Source organism: Pseudomonas sp. MYb2, from assembly GCF_002979955.1.
Taxonomy (GTDB): Bacteria; Pseudomonadota; Gammaproteobacteria; order Pseudomonadales; family Pseudomonadaceae; genus Aquipseudomonas.
In genome coordinates, this window is sequence record NZ_PCQC01000030.1 from 1 (window position 1) to 16035 (window position 16035).

17 protein-coding genes, 1 tRNA gene and 1 pseudogene are annotated in these 16035 nt (G+C 58.6%); 7 read left to right on the top strand and 12 right to left on the bottom strand.

The features are described 5' to 3' along the window. The first annotated feature begins 1 nt into the window (after position 1). From CQ009_RS28675 to CQ009_RS30590, 3 genes and pseudogenes are all read left to right on the top strand, one after another. Positions 2-78, top strand: a tRNA-Pro gene (locus CQ009_RS28675). A gap of 163 nt (positions 79-241) precedes the next feature. Beyond that, positions 242-1012, top strand: a pseudogene (locus tag CQ009_RS30585) (MCP four helix bundle domain-containing protein); the annotation flags it as partial. Next, positions 1004-1867, top strand: coding sequence for a methyl-accepting chemotaxis protein (locus CQ009_RS30590; protein ID WP_371920188.1), 864 nt, complete (start codon positions 1004-1006; stop codon positions 1865-1867). The pseudogene CQ009_RS30585 and the gene CQ009_RS30590, both read left to right, overlap by 9 nt. Positions 1868-1929: 62 nt before the next feature. On the opposite strand, the gene CQ009_RS28685 is transcribed toward CQ009_RS30590, so the two are convergent. The 5 genes from CQ009_RS28685 to CQ009_RS28705 form a co-directional block, all read right to left on the bottom strand. After that, positions 1930-2337, bottom strand: a complete 408-nt coding sequence (locus tag CQ009_RS28685) for a hypothetical protein (RefSeq protein WP_105709389.1) — start codon at positions 2335-2337, stop codon at positions 1930-1932. A gap of 285 nt (positions 2338-2622) precedes the next feature. After that, the gene (locus CQ009_RS28690) at positions 2623-3921 is read right to left on the bottom strand and encodes an NAD(P)/FAD-dependent oxidoreductase (protein WP_105709390.1); all 1299 of its coding nucleotides are present in this window, start codon (positions 3919-3921) and stop codon (positions 2623-2625) included. Positions 3922-3984: 63 nt separating this feature from the next. Continuing rightward, positions 3985-4158 (bottom strand): DUF3094 domain-containing protein, encoded by a 174-nt coding sequence (locus tag CQ009_RS28695; RefSeq protein WP_007909875.1) that lies wholly within the window; start codon positions 4156-4158, stop codon positions 3985-3987. A gap of 51 nt (positions 4159-4209) precedes the next feature. Beyond that, positions 4210-4737 (bottom strand): MOSC domain-containing protein, encoded by a 528-nt coding sequence (locus CQ009_RS28700; RefSeq protein ID WP_105709391.1) that lies wholly within the window; start codon positions 4735-4737, stop codon positions 4210-4212. Then, a complete protein-coding gene (locus CQ009_RS28705) occupies positions 4734-5360 on the bottom strand; it encodes a DUF1780 domain-containing protein (RefSeq protein ID WP_064392452.1) in 627 nt (208 codons plus the stop codon). The genes CQ009_RS28700 and CQ009_RS28705 overlap by 4 nt, the downstream gene beginning before the upstream one ends. A 192-nt stretch (positions 5361-5552) precedes the next feature. Here CQ009_RS28705 and CQ009_RS28710 point away from each other — a divergent pair, with 192 nt between their 5' ends. Together CQ009_RS28710 and CQ009_RS28715 are read left to right on the top strand one after the other, a co-directional pair. Continuing rightward, positions 5553-6242 (top strand): energy-coupling factor ABC transporter permease, encoded by a 690-nt coding sequence (locus CQ009_RS28710; protein ID WP_064392454.1) that lies wholly within the window; start codon positions 5553-5555, stop codon positions 6240-6242. Between the two features lie 65 nt (positions 6243-6307). Continuing rightward, entirely contained in the window at positions 6308-6523 is a 216-nt protein-coding gene (locus CQ009_RS28715; protein ID WP_007959584.1) for a hypothetical protein, read from the top strand. A gap of 6 nt (positions 6524-6529) precedes the next feature. On the opposite strand, the gene yacG is transcribed toward CQ009_RS28715, so the two are convergent. From yacG to pilB, 5 genes are read right to left on the bottom strand one after another with little or no spacing between them, the layout of a single operon-like run. Further along, positions 6530-6730: a DNA gyrase inhibitor YacG gene (gene yacG, locus CQ009_RS28720; protein WP_064392456.1), complete on the bottom strand. Its 201-nt coding sequence runs from the start codon at positions 6728-6730 to the stop codon at positions 6530-6532. Beyond that, entirely contained in the window at positions 6727-7350 is a 624-nt protein-coding gene (gene coaE, locus CQ009_RS28725; protein ID WP_105709392.1) for a dephospho-CoA kinase, read from the bottom strand. Before coaE ends, yacG begins: the two co-directional genes overlap by 4 nt. Beyond that, on the bottom strand, positions 7347-8219 hold the full coding sequence (locus CQ009_RS28730; RefSeq protein ID WP_064392459.1) for an A24 family peptidase: 873 nt from the start codon (positions 8217-8219) through the stop codon (positions 7347-7349). The genes coaE and CQ009_RS28730 overlap by 4 nt, the downstream gene beginning before the upstream one ends. A gap of 1 nt (position 8220) precedes the next feature. Continuing rightward, entirely contained in the window at positions 8221-9438 is a 1218-nt protein-coding gene (locus CQ009_RS28735; RefSeq protein WP_105709393.1) for a type II secretion system F family protein, read from the bottom strand. A gap of 2 nt (positions 9439-9440) precedes the next feature. Beyond that, complete coding sequence (gene pilB / locus CQ009_RS28740; protein ID WP_105709394.1) at positions 9441-11141, bottom strand: type IV-A pilus assembly ATPase PilB; 1701 nt, start codon at positions 11139-11141, stop codon at positions 9441-9443. Positions 11142-11367: 226 nt separating this feature from the next. On the opposite strand from pilB, the gene CQ009_RS28745 reads away from it, so the two are divergent. After that, positions 11368-11790 (top strand): pilin, encoded by a 423-nt coding sequence (locus CQ009_RS28745; protein ID WP_064392462.1) that lies wholly within the window; start codon positions 11368-11370, stop codon positions 11788-11790. 298 nt (positions 11791-12088) lie between these two features. After that, the gene (locus CQ009_RS28750; protein WP_064392464.1) at positions 12089-12442 is read left to right on the top strand and encodes a BON domain-containing protein; all 354 of its coding nucleotides are present in this window, start codon (positions 12089-12091) and stop codon (positions 12440-12442) included. A gap of 269 nt (positions 12443-12711) precedes the next feature. Here the strand turns inward: CQ009_RS28750 and CQ009_RS28755 are convergent, their stop codons facing one another. Continuing rightward, the gene (locus CQ009_RS28755; protein ID WP_007909909.1) at positions 12712-13008 is read right to left on the bottom strand and encodes a DUF2845 domain-containing protein; all 297 of its coding nucleotides are present in this window, start codon (positions 13006-13008) and stop codon (positions 12712-12714) included. Beyond that, positions 13008-15959: a DUF748 domain-containing protein gene (locus CQ009_RS28760; RefSeq protein ID WP_105709395.1), complete on the bottom strand. Its 2952-nt coding sequence runs from the start codon at positions 15957-15959 to the stop codon at positions 13008-13010. Before CQ009_RS28760 ends, CQ009_RS28755 begins: the two co-directional genes overlap by 1 nt. Positions 15960-16035 lie beyond the last annotated feature (76 nt).

A 16035-nucleotide genomic window follows, 5' to 3' on the forward strand; every position in this document is an offset into this window, starting at 1 on the left:
CCGGGGTATAGCGCAGTCCGGTAGCGCGCCTGCTTTGGGAGCAGGATGTCAGGAGTTCGAATCCCCTTACCCCGACCATATTAAAAATCCTCGTATCGAAAGATACGGGGATTTTTTTTGTCCTTCGAAAAGACAATTCCCTTCAAGTCATCGTACAACTGGCCGATAGCCCGCTAACACGAGGGGACTGCCATGGCTTCGCCCCTTGAATCTGGCCAATACAAGAATAAGGGCGTGCGTCATGTTGCTTCGTCAGTTGAATATTGCTCCCCGGGCTGCCCTGGGATTCGCCCTGATCGCGGTGTTGGTGGCTTTGCTCGGTGTGTTTGCGCTCGGGCAGATGTCGAGTATTCGCGACAGTGAAGTCGCGGTAGAAAACCAGTGGCTGCCGAGTATTCGTGGCGGCGACGAGATTCGCGAGATCATGCTGCGCATCCGCACCATCTCGCTGCGCATGGCGCTGGATCAGGATCCGGCCAACATTGCGACTTACCGCAGCCAGATGGACACCCGCGACAAGGAGCTGAGCGAGAAAATCGCCGCTTACGACAAACTGGTCAACACCCCGGAAGGCCAGCAGCTATACGACCAGTTCAAGAAAACCTTCGCCGCCTATCGCAGTGGCATCGCTCAATCTTTCACCCTCGCCGAGCAAGGCAAGCGTGATGAGCTGACCAGGTTATTGCTGGTCGACATGAAAACCGTCGTCGATGGTTCCGGCAAACAACTCAACGACCTGGCGGATCTGTTCGCCAAACAGGTCGCTGCCGAGAGCCAGAAGTCCGCTGCGCACTACGAAAACTCGCGGACCATTGTCAGTTTGTTTATTGCTTTAGCCGCGCTGGCCACGGTGGCGCTGGCGATGATGCTCACGCGCAGTATCGTCCGGCCGCTGAGCAGTGCCGTGAGCGCAGCAGAAAGTGTGGCGCAGGGTGATCTGACCCGGCCAATCGAAACCCATGGCAATGATGAAGTCAGTCGCTTGCTCAAAGCCTTGGCGACTATGCAGCAGAACCTGCGTGAGACGCTGCAAGGCATCAGCGGTTCGGCGACGCAATTGGCAACGGCTGCCGATGAGCTCAATGCGGTGACGCTCGACAGCACGCAGGGGCTGCAACAGCAGAACAATGAAATCGAACAAGCCGCCACTGCGGTCAACCAGATGACGGCAGCGGTGGAGGAGGTCGCACGCAATGCGGTATCGACGTCTGACGCAACCCGTCAATCCAGCGAGTCGGCACATCTGGGGCAAGTGCGCGTCAGTGAGACCGCCACGGCCATCAACGCGCTGGCCAGTGACGTGCAACAGACCGGTGAGTTGGTGCAATCACTGGCCAACCAGTCGCAGAACATTGGCAAAGTATTGGACGTGATTCGGGCGATTGCCGAGCAGACCAACCTGCTGGCACTCAACGCAGCGATTGAAGCGGCGCGTGCGGGTGAGAGCGGACGAGGTTTTGCCGTGGTTGCCGATGAAGTGCGGGCGTTGGCTTATCGCACGCAGCAATCGACGCAGGAGATCGAGCAGATGGTCCAGGGCATGCGCAGCGGTTCGAGCCTGGCGCTGGATTCGATGCAGGCCAGTACCGCGCGTGCCACGACCACGCTGGCGCTCGCCGAGCGCGCCGGTGAAGCGCTGCAAACCATTACCGCGTCAGTGCATCAGATCCATGAGCGCAATCTGGTGATCGCCAGTGCCGCCGAAGAGCAGGCGCAAGTAGCCCGGGAAGTGGACCGCAACCTGGTGAACATTCGTGATTTGTCAGTACGTTCTGCCGCCGGTGCCGACCAGACCAGTGCATCCAGCCATGAATTGTCGCAACTGGCCAATGCCTTGCAGGGCATGGTGCGGCGCTTCCAGTTGTAAGCGCCAGACGTGAAAAAGCCGCGTTTCTCTCAGGGGAAGCGCGGCTTGGTTTTTTCTGCTGATCAGGCGCCGTCTTGATCTTTGAGGTGCTCGAACAGTCCTTTGGGCATTTTCTTGCCGTTGGATTCAAAGTTGGCCTTCACGTTGTTGTAGGCCTCTTGTTCGTCGATAAAACCGTCATGGTTGGTGTCGATCCTGTCGAAGTCGGACTTCGGCGCGACTTTGAGGAATTCGGCGCGCGAGACCTTGCCGTCACCGTCGCTGTCAGTCTTGGCCATCGAGGCATCGCCACATTTGCCTTCACCGCATTTGCCTTCCGGCGCTTTCACCGAGGTTTCCGCCGAAGCGACCATGTAGCCCTGCGCCAGTGGTTGAGCGGCAAATACCGAACCGGACAGCATCAGGCCACCAGCCAAGGCTGCGCCGATCAGGCCAATGGAATTTTTACCGAGGGTCGAAGTACGGGACATCTGGATTCTCCTGGGCTGCGCTGTGCAACCACACGTTAAGGGCGAAAGCCTGAGCAGTTGCTGCTCGGGTGTGGCCATTTAGCGGTGGCGGTGTATCGCGACTGTGTCGCGCAGCTGGGGAGTTTGTAAGCGAAGGTTAGATATTACGGACGCAGATACATTACGAGACAGAAACACAAATCAAATGTAGGCCTTCGCCTGCTCGCGATAGCGGTGTATCAGGCAACATCGTTGTCGTTTGACACAACGCTATCGCGAGCAGGCTCACTCCTACAGGTTTTTACATCAATGCAGTTTCAGACGCGGTTCAGTGCCACGGCCAATCTTGCTGCCCAGCATCAGCATCGCCGTGCGGAACGGCCCGTACAGCGCCATCTGGTGCATACGATACAGCGACACGTAAAACATTCGCGCCAGCCAGCCTTCGAGCATCACACTGCCCGTCAGATTACCCATCAAGTTACCCACGGCGGAAAAACGCGACAGTGAGATCAGCGAGCCGTAGTCGGTGTATTTGTACTCCGGCAGGGTCTTGCCATCGATGCGCAGCTTTAGCGACTTGGCCAGCAGCGATGCCTGTTGGTGCGCTGCTTGTGCACGCGGCGGTACGTTGCGATCGGTGCCCGGTTGCGGGCAGGCCGCGCAATCGCCGAAGGCGAAGATGTTTTCATCGCGGGTGGTTTGCAGCGTCGGCAGCACTTGCAGTTGATTGATGCGGTTGGTTTCCAGGCCGTCGATGTCTTTGAGGAAACCTGGCGCGCGGATACCGGCAGCCCAGACTTTGAGGCTCGCCTTGATCTCGTTGCCGTCGGCAGTGATCAGGCTGTCCGCCGTCACTTCGCTGACCGAGGCGTTGGTCATGACATTGACCCCGAGTTTCTCCAGCGTCTTGTGCACTGGCCCGCTGATGCGTTCCGGCAGGGCAGGCAACACCCGAGGCCCGGCTTCGATCAGGGTGATGTGCATGTTTTCCGGTTTGATCCGGTCCAGGCCATACGCCGCCAGCTCATGGGCGGCATTGTGCAGTTCTGCCGCCAGCTCGACGCCCGTCGCGCCAGCACCGACGATCGCTACGCTGATCTGCTCGACGACATCGGTTTGCCCGGCGTGCGCACGCAGATAGTGGTTGAGCAGTTGCTGGTGGAAACGCTCGGCCTGTTTGCGGGTGTCGAGGAACAGGCAGTGCTGCGCCGCGCCCTGAGTGCCGAAATCATTGGTGGTGCTGCCGACGCTGATGACCAGCGAGTCGTACTGCACTTCACGCGCCGGCACCAGTTCTACGCCGTTTTCGTCGTAGGTCGCGGCCAGCTGGATTTTCTTCTGTGCGCGATCGAGCCCGCTCATGCGCCCCAGCTGGAACTCGAAGTGGTTCCATTTAGCCTGGGCAACATAGTTGAGTTCGTCTTCGGAGGAGTTCAGCGATCCGGCGGCCACTTCGTGCAGCAGTGGTTTCCAGATGTGCGTCAGGTTGGCGTCGACCAGCATCACACTGGCGGTGCCACGCTTGCCCAGAGTCTTACCCAGACGGGTAGCCAACTCCAGACCGCCGGCGCCGCCGCCGACAATAACAATACGATGGGACATGGGGATAACTCGCAAGGTTTTTAAAGGAAATCGGTGCGGTTACCCAAGCGAGCGCGAGGCAGCTCATAGCGTCAGGTAACTGATAAATCGGCTCAACAAGCCCAGACCAATGGTCACTGCCAGCACCAGCACGAGGAGCATCCACGGCCGGAAAGGTCGGCGCTCGACTCGGTGTTGGGACAGTTGCAGGTACTCTTCGACATGTTTCTGGTCTTCAGGGTTCAGGCGGCTGGTCATATTTGCCTCGTCAGGTAGACGTTGCTGAATGGGCAGAAGCTACAGCGGTTTTTATCCGGGGTTGAACGCAGCATAGCCGCTGTCCGGAACCGGTTCGACGCTCACGCTATCTTCAAGGCGGATGATCCCGCTTTGTAACACCCGCGCGGTAATTCCGCCATGCCCGCGCACGGCTTGAAAGGTGCCGGGGCCAAGGTTGTTTTGCAAACGTGCGCAAGGCTGACACCAGCCCGTGGTTTCGAATATTGCATGACCGATGCGAAAGCGCCGACCCTTCAGGCTAAACAAATTGATACCGCTGATAACGAGATTGCGCCGCAGATCTTCAGGCCTGACCGGTTGATCGTCCGGACGCCCCATCAAGGCGTTGATGACGGCCAGATGTTCCCACTGAATCAGCGTCACTTGCCGCGCATTGCGCACACCGGGGCGCGCATGATCGCCGGTCAGCCCGGCTTCGAGCCGCGCCTCGACGGCATCCAGCTCGATCATCGGCCCACGGGATTCCGGACGCACGCCGATCCAGCGCACACGGCCGGACTGCGGTACGTCGGCAATCAACTGCTGAAGCGGCGTCACAGGCTGATCCCGACGTCAAAGACGATGCTGCGTCCGAGGTTGCTGCGCAAGAAATCCGGCGCATCCGGATGGGCGAACAGCACGCGGGCGAAGGTCGGGCCGACCAGGGACAGTGAGCGCCAACCCTGACGCAAATATTCGGTGGGCGGCGGGAAGTGACTGTTCAGATCCAGCACTTCGCGCTTGAGACTGGCGAAGGCAATGATGTCCAGCTCGCCCAGATCCATGCCGCGTTCTTTGTAGTTGTGGGCTTTTTTGCGCAAGGTCGGTGCCAGTCGCATGAGGAACTCATTGGCCGGGATGCGCTTGGGCTTGGCTTCTCGGCGCACCAGTTGGCTGAGAGAAAATGCACTGCGGCGACGCTGCAGTTCATCGCGCCATTCGTCATTGAGCCGGCGCCCTTCATCGAGGACGAAGAACACTTCAAAATTGGCCTCGCGAAACAGCACGTCCGGCGGCTCACCGGCCGGTGCGAATTCGTCGACCCGGTAAGGAATGTTCAAGCCTTGCAGCAGGCGCTGGCAAACCCAACGCTCACGCTCCCATTTGCGGGCATTGGACAGGAACGCGTTGGCCTGCTCGGCCGCGATGGTCAGCAGGCGTAAATAATCTGAGTCATCCATAAGCCCAAGCTTAGCGTTCAAATGCGACAAGCAGAAAGCTTTGCTTGGCTGATGTTTACAGATCCCCGCGTCATCGTGCACTTGTAGGAGCTGCCGAAGGCTGCGATCTTTTGATCCTGTTCTTTTTAAAGTCAAAAGATCGCAGCCTGCGGCAGCTCCTACAGGGGATGTGTCGTTGGAAAGGTGAGGGTCATGATTGGAGCTGAACTGCTTTCGATAGCGAGCCTGACGCTCGGCTGGCTGATTTACCTGCCTGTGCTGCTGTGGGCGATCGCGCGTGCGCCGTGGGTCGAGTTGTTCAGCGACAGCCGCCGTCAGCATCTGCTGTTCGGCACGGTGTTCGCCTTGTTTCTGTTGTGGCTGGTGCGCAGGGATTTCGACACCGGCGTGTCGTATCACTTTATCGGCATGACCGCTGTGACCTTGCTGCTGGATTGGCCGCTGGCAATTGTCGCAGGCCTGATTGCACAGATCGGCCTGGTGCTATTGGGTCGTCAGGATCTGCTGGCGGTCGGGGTCAATGGCTCGCTGCTGATCCTGTTACCGGTGTTGATCACTGAATGTGTGGCGATCCTCGTCGAGCGCGCACAGCCACGTAATCCGTTCGTGTACATCTTCTGCTCCGGATTCTTCGCTGCGGCGTTGTCCGCGCTGTTATGTCTAATCTTGAGTCTGACGCTGCTGTGGTACGACGGTCTCTTCGCCATGCCGGAGTGGCTGGAAGACTTCATCGGTTATTTGTGGCTGCTGCTGTTTCCCGAGGCGTTCATCAACGGCATGGTCGTCAGTGCGCTGGTGGTGTTCTGCCCGGAATGGCTGGAGACGTTCAATCGCACGCGCTACCTTTCGGCGCCGTGGAAGGATGACGATCCCAAGTCTTGATCCATATCAAACCCGCCATGCGCGCGAAATTTCATGCTCGCGCAAATCCCTTCAGGAGCGGCGACATGAGTGTGTACGAGTGGGCAAGGCAGGAGACCCGGCAAAGTCTGGAAATGGCGCAGGAGGTGGGCTTTGACCCGGGGTTGAGTTTGCGCGCCTTGCTCAGTGCCGTGGTGCAACAGAGCAAGGCGGTACGCAACGCCGAAGACCTGGCCGACGAGTTGCGCTTTTTGGCGGAAAACCTCGACGACGATCAGGACTACGGCTTTATGCGGCCCTGAAGGGGATCAGTGGCGCGGATCGAAATCGCCGGAAAACAGTTCATCCTCGGCATCAGGTGCGACGGGAATCTTGTGTTCTTCCGACGCCCAGGCGCCGAGGTCGATCAGCTTGCAGCGATCAGAGCAGAACGGACGAAACTTGTTTTCAGGGGTGAATTCAACGGGCGCGCCGCAGGTTGGGCATTCAACGGTTGGGGTCTGGCTCATGCTTGGCCTCCGGATAAAGTCAGGTAAAAGTGATGCAGACGCTTGACCTCACTGTGCAGCCAGGCGAGGTCGCGGTCGTTGACCACCACGTCGTCGGCGCGGCTCACGCGGTCTTCACGGCTCGACTGGGCCTTGAGGATCGCCTGAACCTGCTGTTCGCTGGTCTGGTCACGCTGCAGGGTACGCTCGATCTGCAATTGTTGCGGGGCGTCGATCACCAGGATGCGCTGGGTCATCGCATATTGCCCGGACTCGATCAACAGCGGCGAAACCAGAATCGCGTAGGGCGATTGTGACTGCGCCAGATGATGAGCGATTTCCTCGGCGATCAGCGGATGCAGCAGGGCTTCGAGCCAGCGGCGTTGTTCCGGCACCTCGAAGATCAGTTTGCGCAGGGCGGCGCGATCCAGCGTGCCGTCGGCCTGCAAAACGCCGGGGCCGAAGTGTTCGGCTATTTTTGCCAGCGCCGGGCGACCCGGCTCGACCACCCAGCGCGCCGCATGATCTGCGTCGACCACATGGATGCCGAGGTCGATAAAGTGCTGTGCCGCCGCGCTTTTGCCGCTGCCAATGCCGCCGGTCAGGCCGAGAATCCAGGGTTTTTCCACAGGGGTATTCATTTCAAACCGACAAACTGCCAATAGAAGTCGGTTATTTGACCACCCCAGAGCAAGGCAATCCAGCCGGCAATTGCCAGATAGGGACCGAAAGGGATTGGCGTTGAGGTTTCCTGAGCGCGCAAACGCAACACAATCACCCCGATAATCGCACCCACCAGCGAGGACAGCAGAATCGTCAGCGGCAAAATCTGCCAGCCACCCCAGGCGCCGAACAACGCGAGCAGCTTGAAATCGCCATGACCCATGCCGTCCTTGCCGGTCAACAACTTGAACAGCCAGAACACCGACCACAGCGCCATGTAACCGGCGACTGCGCCCCACAGCGCGTCATGCAACGGCACGAACAGCCCGAAACTGTTGACGATCAGACCCAGCCACAGCAACGGCAGTACCAGCACATCGGGCAGCAATTGATGCTCGATGTCGATCAGGCTCATCGCCAGCAAAGCCCAACTGAGAAAGATCAACAGACCAGCCTGCCAGCCAAAACCGAAATGCCAGGCGATGAATGCCGAGAGCAGGCCGCAGGCCAGTTCGGTCAATGGATACCGTTTGCTGATCGGTGACGCACAGGCTGAGCAACGCCCCCGCAGCGCCAGATAACTGAACAGCGGAATGTTTTCCCAGGCGCGAATTCGATGCGCGCAATGCGGACATTCGGAGTGGGGCAGCATCAGGTTGTAGGTGGGCAGCGGTCGTTCCGCAGGCAAGCCCAGTACGTCGTGGGCCTGCTGGCGCCAATCGCGCTCGAGCATCTTCGGCAGACGCCAGATCAACACGTTGAGGAAGCTGCCCACCACCAGGCCCAGCAGCAGTGCGGTGCAAACGAAGGCCAGCGGATACAGGGCAAACAGTTCGTCGATAGGCATGTCAGATCGCAGAGCCGAGTTGGAAAATCGGCAGGTACATGGCCACCACCAGCCCACCGACGATCACCCCCAGCACGACCATGATGAATGGCTCCATGAGGCTGGTGAGGTTGTCGACCATGTTATCCACTTCCTCTTCGTAAAACCCTGCGACCTTGTCGAGCATTTCGTCCAGTGCGCCGGACTCTTCGCCAATCGCGGTCATCTGCACGGCCATGGTGGGAAAGACCCCGGTGCTGCGCATCGAAAAATTCAACTGCATACCCGTGGAGACGTCCTGGCGGATTCGCAGCACCGCGCGCTTGAACACTACATTGCCAGTGGCGCCGGCCACCGAGTCGAGTGCTTCCACCAGCGGTACACCGGCGGCAAACGTCGTCGACAGGGTTCGCGCGAAACGGGCGACGGCGGATTTGTACATCAGCGTGCCGACCAAGGGCAGTTTCAGCAGCCAGGTGTCGCGACGGTCTCGCAATTCCTGAGATTTTTTCAGAGCGTGGCGGGTGCCGAAAATGGCTGCCACCGATACGCCGAGGATCGCCCACCACCATTGCTGCATGAATTCGGAAAGGCTGATCACCATCAGGGTGAAGGCCGGCAGTTCGGCGCCGAAACCCGAGAAAACCGATTGGAATTGCGGCACCACTTTCACCAGCAGAATCCCAGTCACCACGGCCGCGACCAATACCACGGCAGTCGGGTAGGTCATGGCTTTCTTGATCTTGGCTTTCAGGCGTTCGCTTTTTTCCTTATAGGTCGCGACCCGTTCGAGCAGTGTGTCGAGGGCACCGGACTGCTCGCCGGCATCGACCAGGTTGCAATACAGCTCGTCGAAATATTGCGGCTTCTTGCGCAGGGCCGTGGCGAAGCTGTTACCGGCCGCGACTTCCTGTTTCACTTCGTCCACCAGTTTGCGCATGGCCGGGTTCTCAAAGCCTTCGCCAATGATGTCGAACGACTGCAACAGCGGCACGCCGGCCTTCATCATGGTCGCCATCTGCCGGGTGAACAGGGCGATGTCCTGAGCCTTGATGCGTTTGCCGAAGCTCAGCAAGGAGGCGGACTTCTTGCGCACCTTGCCGGGGTTGATCCCCTGTTTGCGCAGCTGTGCCTTGATCAGTGCGGGGTTTTGCCCGCTCAGTTCTCCCGTGACCTTGCTGCCTTTGCGGTCCATGCCTTCCCAGGTGTAGACGCTGATTTTCGCTGCCTTGACCGCCATGTTCAGTCCTTGGTGACCCGGTTGATTTCTTCAAGGCTGGTGATGCCTTGCATGGCCTTGTGCAACCCTGAGGTGCGCAGGTCGTCGAAGCCGTCGCGGCGCATCTGGCTGTCGATTTCCAGCGAGTTGCCCTCGGCCATGATCAGCCGTTGCAGCTGCGCAGTGTTTTTCACCACTTCATAAATCCCCACGCGTCCCTTATAGCCGCCGTTGCAGTGATCGCAACCGACCGGCTCGTAGATCGTGAAATGACCGATGCGTTCCTCGGGGAAACCTTCTTTGAGCAGGGTTTCGCGCGGAATCTCGATGGGCTTCTTGCAGTGGCTGCACAACTTGCGTGCCAGGCGCTGGGCGATGATCAGGCTCACTGACGTGGCGATGTTGAAACCGGGGATGCCCATGTTGTGCAGGCGTGTGAGTGTTTCCGCCGCGCTGTTGGTGTGCAGGGTCGACAGCACCAGGTGGCCGGTCTGAGCCGCCTTGATGGCGATCTCGGCGGTTTCCAGGTCGCGAATCTCGCCGACCATGATCACGTCCGGGTCCTGCCGTAGAAACGAGCGCAGGGCCTGGGCAAAGTCCAGCCCCTGTTTAGGATTGACGTTGACCTGGTTGATGCCTTCCATGTTGATCTCCACCGGATCTTCGGCGGTGGAAATATTGATATCGACGGTGTTGAGGATATTCAGGCCGGTATACAGCGACACGGTCTTGCCCGACCCGGTGGGGCCGGTGACCAGAATCATCCCTTGCGGCTGCTTGAGTGCCGCCATGTACAGGTCTTTCTGCGCCGGTTCATAGCCGAGCGCGTCGATGCCGATCTGTGCGCTGGACGGGTCGAGAATCCGGATCACGACTTTTTCGCCCCACAAGGTCGGTAGCGTATTGACCCGAAAATCAATTGACTTGCTTTTCGACAAGCGCATCTTGATTCGCCCATCCTGCGGTTTGCGCCGCTCCGAAATATCGAGGCTGGCCATGACTTTCAGGCGTGCGGCAATCCGCCCGGCCAACTGGATCGGCGGCTTTGCCACCTCGCGCAGCATGCCGTCGGTACGCACGCGCACCCGGTAGTTTTTCTCGTAGGGTTCAAAATGCAGGTCGGACGAGCCGCTCTTGATCGCATCGAGCAGCATCTTGTGAACGAAACGCACCACCGGCGCATCATCGGCGTCGAGTCCACCGATAGCCTCCTGTTTGCTGTCATCGATGGCTTCGACATCGAGGCCGTCGAGATCAACGTCGGCCATGTCTTCCAGGCCGCTGGCGTGGGTGTCGAAGAATTTTTCGATGGCATCGGTGAGTTTGTCGTCCTCGACCAGAATGGCCTCGGTACTCAGCCCGGTGCTGAACTGGATATCGTTGATCGCCTGATGATTGCTCGGGTCGGAAATGCCCACGAACAGCTTGTTGCCGCGTCGCCACAAGGGCAGGGCATGGTGCTGGCGCACGAGTTTTTCGCTGACCAGTCCCTTGGGCTGGGTTTCCTTTTCCAGACAATTGAGATCAAGGAACGCCATGCCGAAATGCTCCGAGGCGATTTCGGCCACCTGGGAGCTCTTCACCAGTTTGTTCTGTACCAGATAACTGACCAGCGACAGCCGGTTGCGCTGGGCCTGCTGCCAGGCCTGCTGGGCGCTTTTTTCGGTCAGCAGTTCGGCCTGCACCAATTGCTTGGCCAGACCGCTCAGAGCGATGTCATTCATGGGGATTCCGCACGCTTGCAGTTCATGACTTATAGCCTAGTCAAGTGACAGCGCCAAACACGCCAGGTGCAGGTGACAAAAAGTGTCAGATAGTGCGGTTGCAGGTTGTAGGAAACGGCGCTGCTCGCGTTTCATATCCAATGCACGGGGTCTCGCGTGCATTGGCATGGCCTATGCTGCGTCCTTTTCAGATCATGAGATTTCGACTCATGCATGGAGCGTGTCTATGAAAAAACAACAAGGTTTCACTCTGATCGAGCTGCTGATCGTTGTGGCGATCATCGGGATTCTGGCGACTATCGCCCTGCCGCAGTATTCGAAATATCAGGCGCGTTCGAAGGTAACGGCGGGCCTGGCTGAAATCAGCGCACTCAAGGTGCCGTTTGAAGACACCATCAATCAAGGGACCAATCCTACGCTCGCCATTGTCAAAGGCGACGCGGTAACCACGACTTCCAACTGCTCGTTGTCGGCTTCGGGGACTGCGGCTGATGGGGCGGGATCTATCGTGTGCACGATTGCCAATGCGCCGGCCCCGGTGCTGGGCAAAACGATTACGTTGAGTCGTACCGCCGCCAACGGATGGTCATGTGCAACGACTGTGTCAGCGGACTACTCGCCTAAAGGTTGTACTGCCAGCGGTACATGATCCTCGCTTGCAAACGAATCAATGCCCCGCACTCGCGGGGCATTTTTCATTGCCTGTCACTTCACAAAAGCTTCAATAATTTCAGCGTCTTAGGAACTTTTCAAAAAGCCGCAACTTGCATGTGAATATTCCCAGAGTCATGCATTTTGCATGAATCCGGATTTTTTAATTATTCATAAGCTATTGATTTATAAGTGATTTATGTCTTTGAAAAAGTTGGCACAGCGTTCGCAACTACCTCGGTAACCCTGCTGACAAGTAATCCAGCAGACTTTCCAGAAAAACAGGAGTTACTCGTATGAAGAAGTTCGCTATCACTGCCGCTGCTGCTACCGCGCTGACCCTGACCATGACCGGCGCTTTCGCACAAACCACCCAGGCCACCCAGGCTCCAATGACTCTGGCCGCCGGTGAAGTCACCCAGGCTAAAGAAGCTACTTCCGATACCTGGATCACCACCAAAGTCAAAAGTGACCTGGTGACCGAAAAAGGCATTCCAGGCACCGACATCAAAGTAGAAACCAACAAAGGCGTTGTTTCGCTGTCGTCGACTGTAGCCGTGACCGAGGCTCAGAAAACCACCGCCGTGAACATCACCAAGAAAATCAAAGGCGTCAAAGCGGTCTCCGCTGACGGCCTCAAAGCCGAGTAAGGCATGACTTCTCGCCTGGACCGGGAGAAGGCGCGACAGACGGGCCGAGCCATACGTCTGCCGCAACTTTAGAGTTCATGCGAACGGTCACACGGATGTGACCATTACAGGCCCCGCCACTTGTGGCGGGGCCTGTTCTATTTGCGGGGCAATACAAAACAAATGTAGGAGTGAGCCTGCTCGCGATAGCGGTGTGTCAGCTAATTGAATTGCTGACTGACACACCGCTATCGCGAGCAGGCTCACTCCTACAAGGGGATCGCTGCGGGTCAATTACCGCGTTTGCTGTTGATCTGGCGCAGGCGATTGCCTTCGAAGCGCAGGTATTGGTACATGCCGTTGCTCGGGCCGTAGGTCCACTCCTCGACCTGAAACTCCTCGCGGCGATTGGCGCTGCGCTTGTAGCCCAACACGTCGCGGCTGACCGGCTCACCGCACTTTTGCAGGACCTCGCTGGAGCGGTCGCCAAGGCTGATCAATTGACTGCCGCAGCGCAGCGTATCGGACGCCGAGGCGTGACTGGCCGCGAGCGTCATTGCGAGCAAGGCCAGCCACTGTAGTTTCATCATTCGGCGTCCAGATGCATTTGCGTCACAACGCGGCCGTCGCTCTCGGCCTCACCAAGATTGGCATCGATAAAGTAAACGCGGTCGTCTGCCAGTTGGCCTTTATCGACCAGATAATCCTTGATGCTGCTGGCACGGTCCTGACCCAACTGACGCAGCAGCACATCGCTGCCACTCCAGAACTGGATCACGCCGTCGCGCATCTTCGCTGTGCGTTCTTCCTTGCCCAGCTCCTTCCATTCGGCCGGTGGCTGGGTTTTCAGACGCGTGCGATAGATGCCTTCGAGCAGCGGACCTTTCTCGCTGTCCGGCACTTCGATCAGCGACGCCTGAGCCGGTACTTTGTCGCCACGACGCTGGAGCATCTTGTAGTAGTTGTACTGGTATTCACGCTCCAGACGCTGTTCGGCGAGCAACGGCCCGTCACTGCTTTTGGCGGCGGTGCCTTCGATTTCCAGGCGCAATGCCGGACGTTCCTTCAGCGCTTGAGACAGCTTGACCAACGCGGCTTCGGCGTCCTTGTTCAGCTCACTGGAGCCCGGCGCGAACGACACGGTGCCGAGGTCTTGCGAACCGCCACCACTGACCAGTCCCCCGATCAATTTGAACGGGGCGGCAGCGGCTTTGACGATCAGGTTGCGCAGGGTCTGCCAGACGATCGGCATCACGCTGAACTGCGGATTGTTCAAGTCGCCGGTCACCGGCAGTTCGATGGAAATCTTGCCGTCGACGTCCTTGAGCAGGGCAATCGCCAGTTTCAGCGGCAGGCTCACGGCATCCGGGCTGTCGACTTTTTCGCCGAGTTGCAGTTGTTCGACCACCACTTTGTTTTCAGCTTTGAGCTGACCTTTGGTGATCAGGTAATGCAGGTCGAGATTGAGCCGACCCTTGCGGATCCGGTAACCGGCGAACTTGCCGGAGTAGGGGGTCAGCGTGGTCAGCTCGACGCGTTTGAAACTGGTAGCGATGTCGAGACTGGCCATCGGATCGAAGGGATTTACCGCGCCCTTGATGGTCACTGGCGCATAACGGTCAACCTTGCCTTTGATGTCGACACTGGCCGGTTTCGCCTGGCGACTGTCGATGGTGCCGATCTGGCCGTTGAGCTGCTGCACGGCGGTGGCGAAGTTCGGTGTCAGGCTGAAGTCGGCAAAGTTGGCCGAGCCGTCATTGATCGCGATACCACCGATGTGAATGCCCAGCGGTTTGTCTTTGCTGGCCGGTTTTGCCGCTGCGGTTTTCGCGCCACTGTCGGCGGGCTGCGGGATCAGCAGGTCGTCGATGTTGGTGGTGCGATCGTCGTTGATCATGAATCGCACATAAGGCTGGAACAGGTTGACCTTGTCGATCGACAGACTGTCGCCGTGCTGATAGTTGAGGCCTTCGACCACCACCTGCTGCCACTTGAGGAAGTCGCGGGTTTTCAGGGTGTCGAGGGTGTGCAATTGATCGATCTGCGCCCGTCCGGTCACGCTGAGCGCCAGCGGTTCAGTGCTCTTGAGATTGACCTTCAAGTCACTGCCGAGCATGCCGCTGCGCAGTTCGAGGCGAATGAACGGATTGATGTAGGACTGCGCGACACGCAGGTCGATGTCCTGGGTTTTCACATCGAGCTGAGCATTGACCGGGGCCAGATTGACCGTGCCATCAGCGCTGATCTTGCCTTGTTTGCCCAGCCCGCTGTCGAGCTTGAGCTTGAAGGGCGAGCCGTTGAGGCTGTCGAAACCTTCCAGGTCGACGTTCAGCGGGGTGATATCCAGCGCCACCGGCGGATTCGCCGAACGGTCTGCCAGGTGCACGGTGTAATTGCGCAGTTGCACATCCTTGAGCAGCACTTGCCACGGTTTGCTCGGGGCGTTCGGTTCAGCTTTCGGCGAGTCTGCAGCCGCCGGTGTCGTTGGCGGTTCGGCCGCGGCTTTGGCAGCCGGTTTCGATGGTTGGCTGGCGAACAGTTTCTGCCAGTCCAACTGGCCGTCGGCCTCAAGGGCGGCCCAGGTTTCCAGTTTCTGGCTGCGGATCTTGCCGACCACGACTTGTTGCTTGGCCAGATCCACCGACGTTTCGCTGACGTCCAGACGTTCGAGTTTCGCCAGCGGGCGCCCGTCTGGGGCCTTGATAGCGAAGGGGGCGATGCTCACGGCGACGTTATTGAGCAGCAGTTCGGTTTCTTTCGACAGATTGAGTTTGTATTCAGTGCTGAGGCTGATCACGCCGTCTTCGAGTACCAGCGGCACGGAGTCACGCACGTAGGGCCAAAAGGCTTTCATCTTGCCGTCGGTGACTTTCAGGGTGCCTTCGGAGGTGAACGGGATCAGGCTGAAATTACCGGCCCAGTCGATTCGCCCACCTTGCGGGCCGATGGCGACCAAAGTCATGTCGGCGCTGTCTTCGGGCAGGGTGCTGAGATTCTTCAGCTCGAAATTCAGATCGTCGTAGAGGAACTCGATGGGTTCGCTTGGGCGTACATCCTGAAAATGCACGACGCCGCCGGCCAGTTTGATGTTGTCGATGCGCAGCGGAAACGGTTTGGCGTTCGGGTCGGCCGGTGTTGGCTCGCTGGCCGGCACGTTGAACAGGCCGAGCAGGTTGAGCTTGCCGTCTTTGGCAAAGAGGATTTCACTCTTCGGCTTGTCGAGTTCGATGTCGGACAGGTGCAGCGCTTTTGTCCACAGGCTGTCGATTTGCAGGTCGGCGTACAGGCGTTCGAAACCGACCTGTTCCTTGCCCGGTTCGCCGATGACCAGCCCCCACAGGGTGACTTCAAGGCTGAACGGGTTGAGCTCGATGCGCTGGATATGCGCAGGCACCGTCGCGTAATTGGCCAACTGCTGGTTGGCCACCCGCAGGGCGATGCCCGGCAAAATCAGAAACCCCAGCAGGCTGTAGAGAGCCAGAGCAGTCAACAAGGCGCCAATCGCGCGAATCAATCCTTTGGGCATGTGCGGCTTCATCTGTCTGAATCGGAGTGCCTTGGAGTATGGCACGCGATTCTGGTTCCGAAGTACCTCGCATGGGGCAGGATTGTTC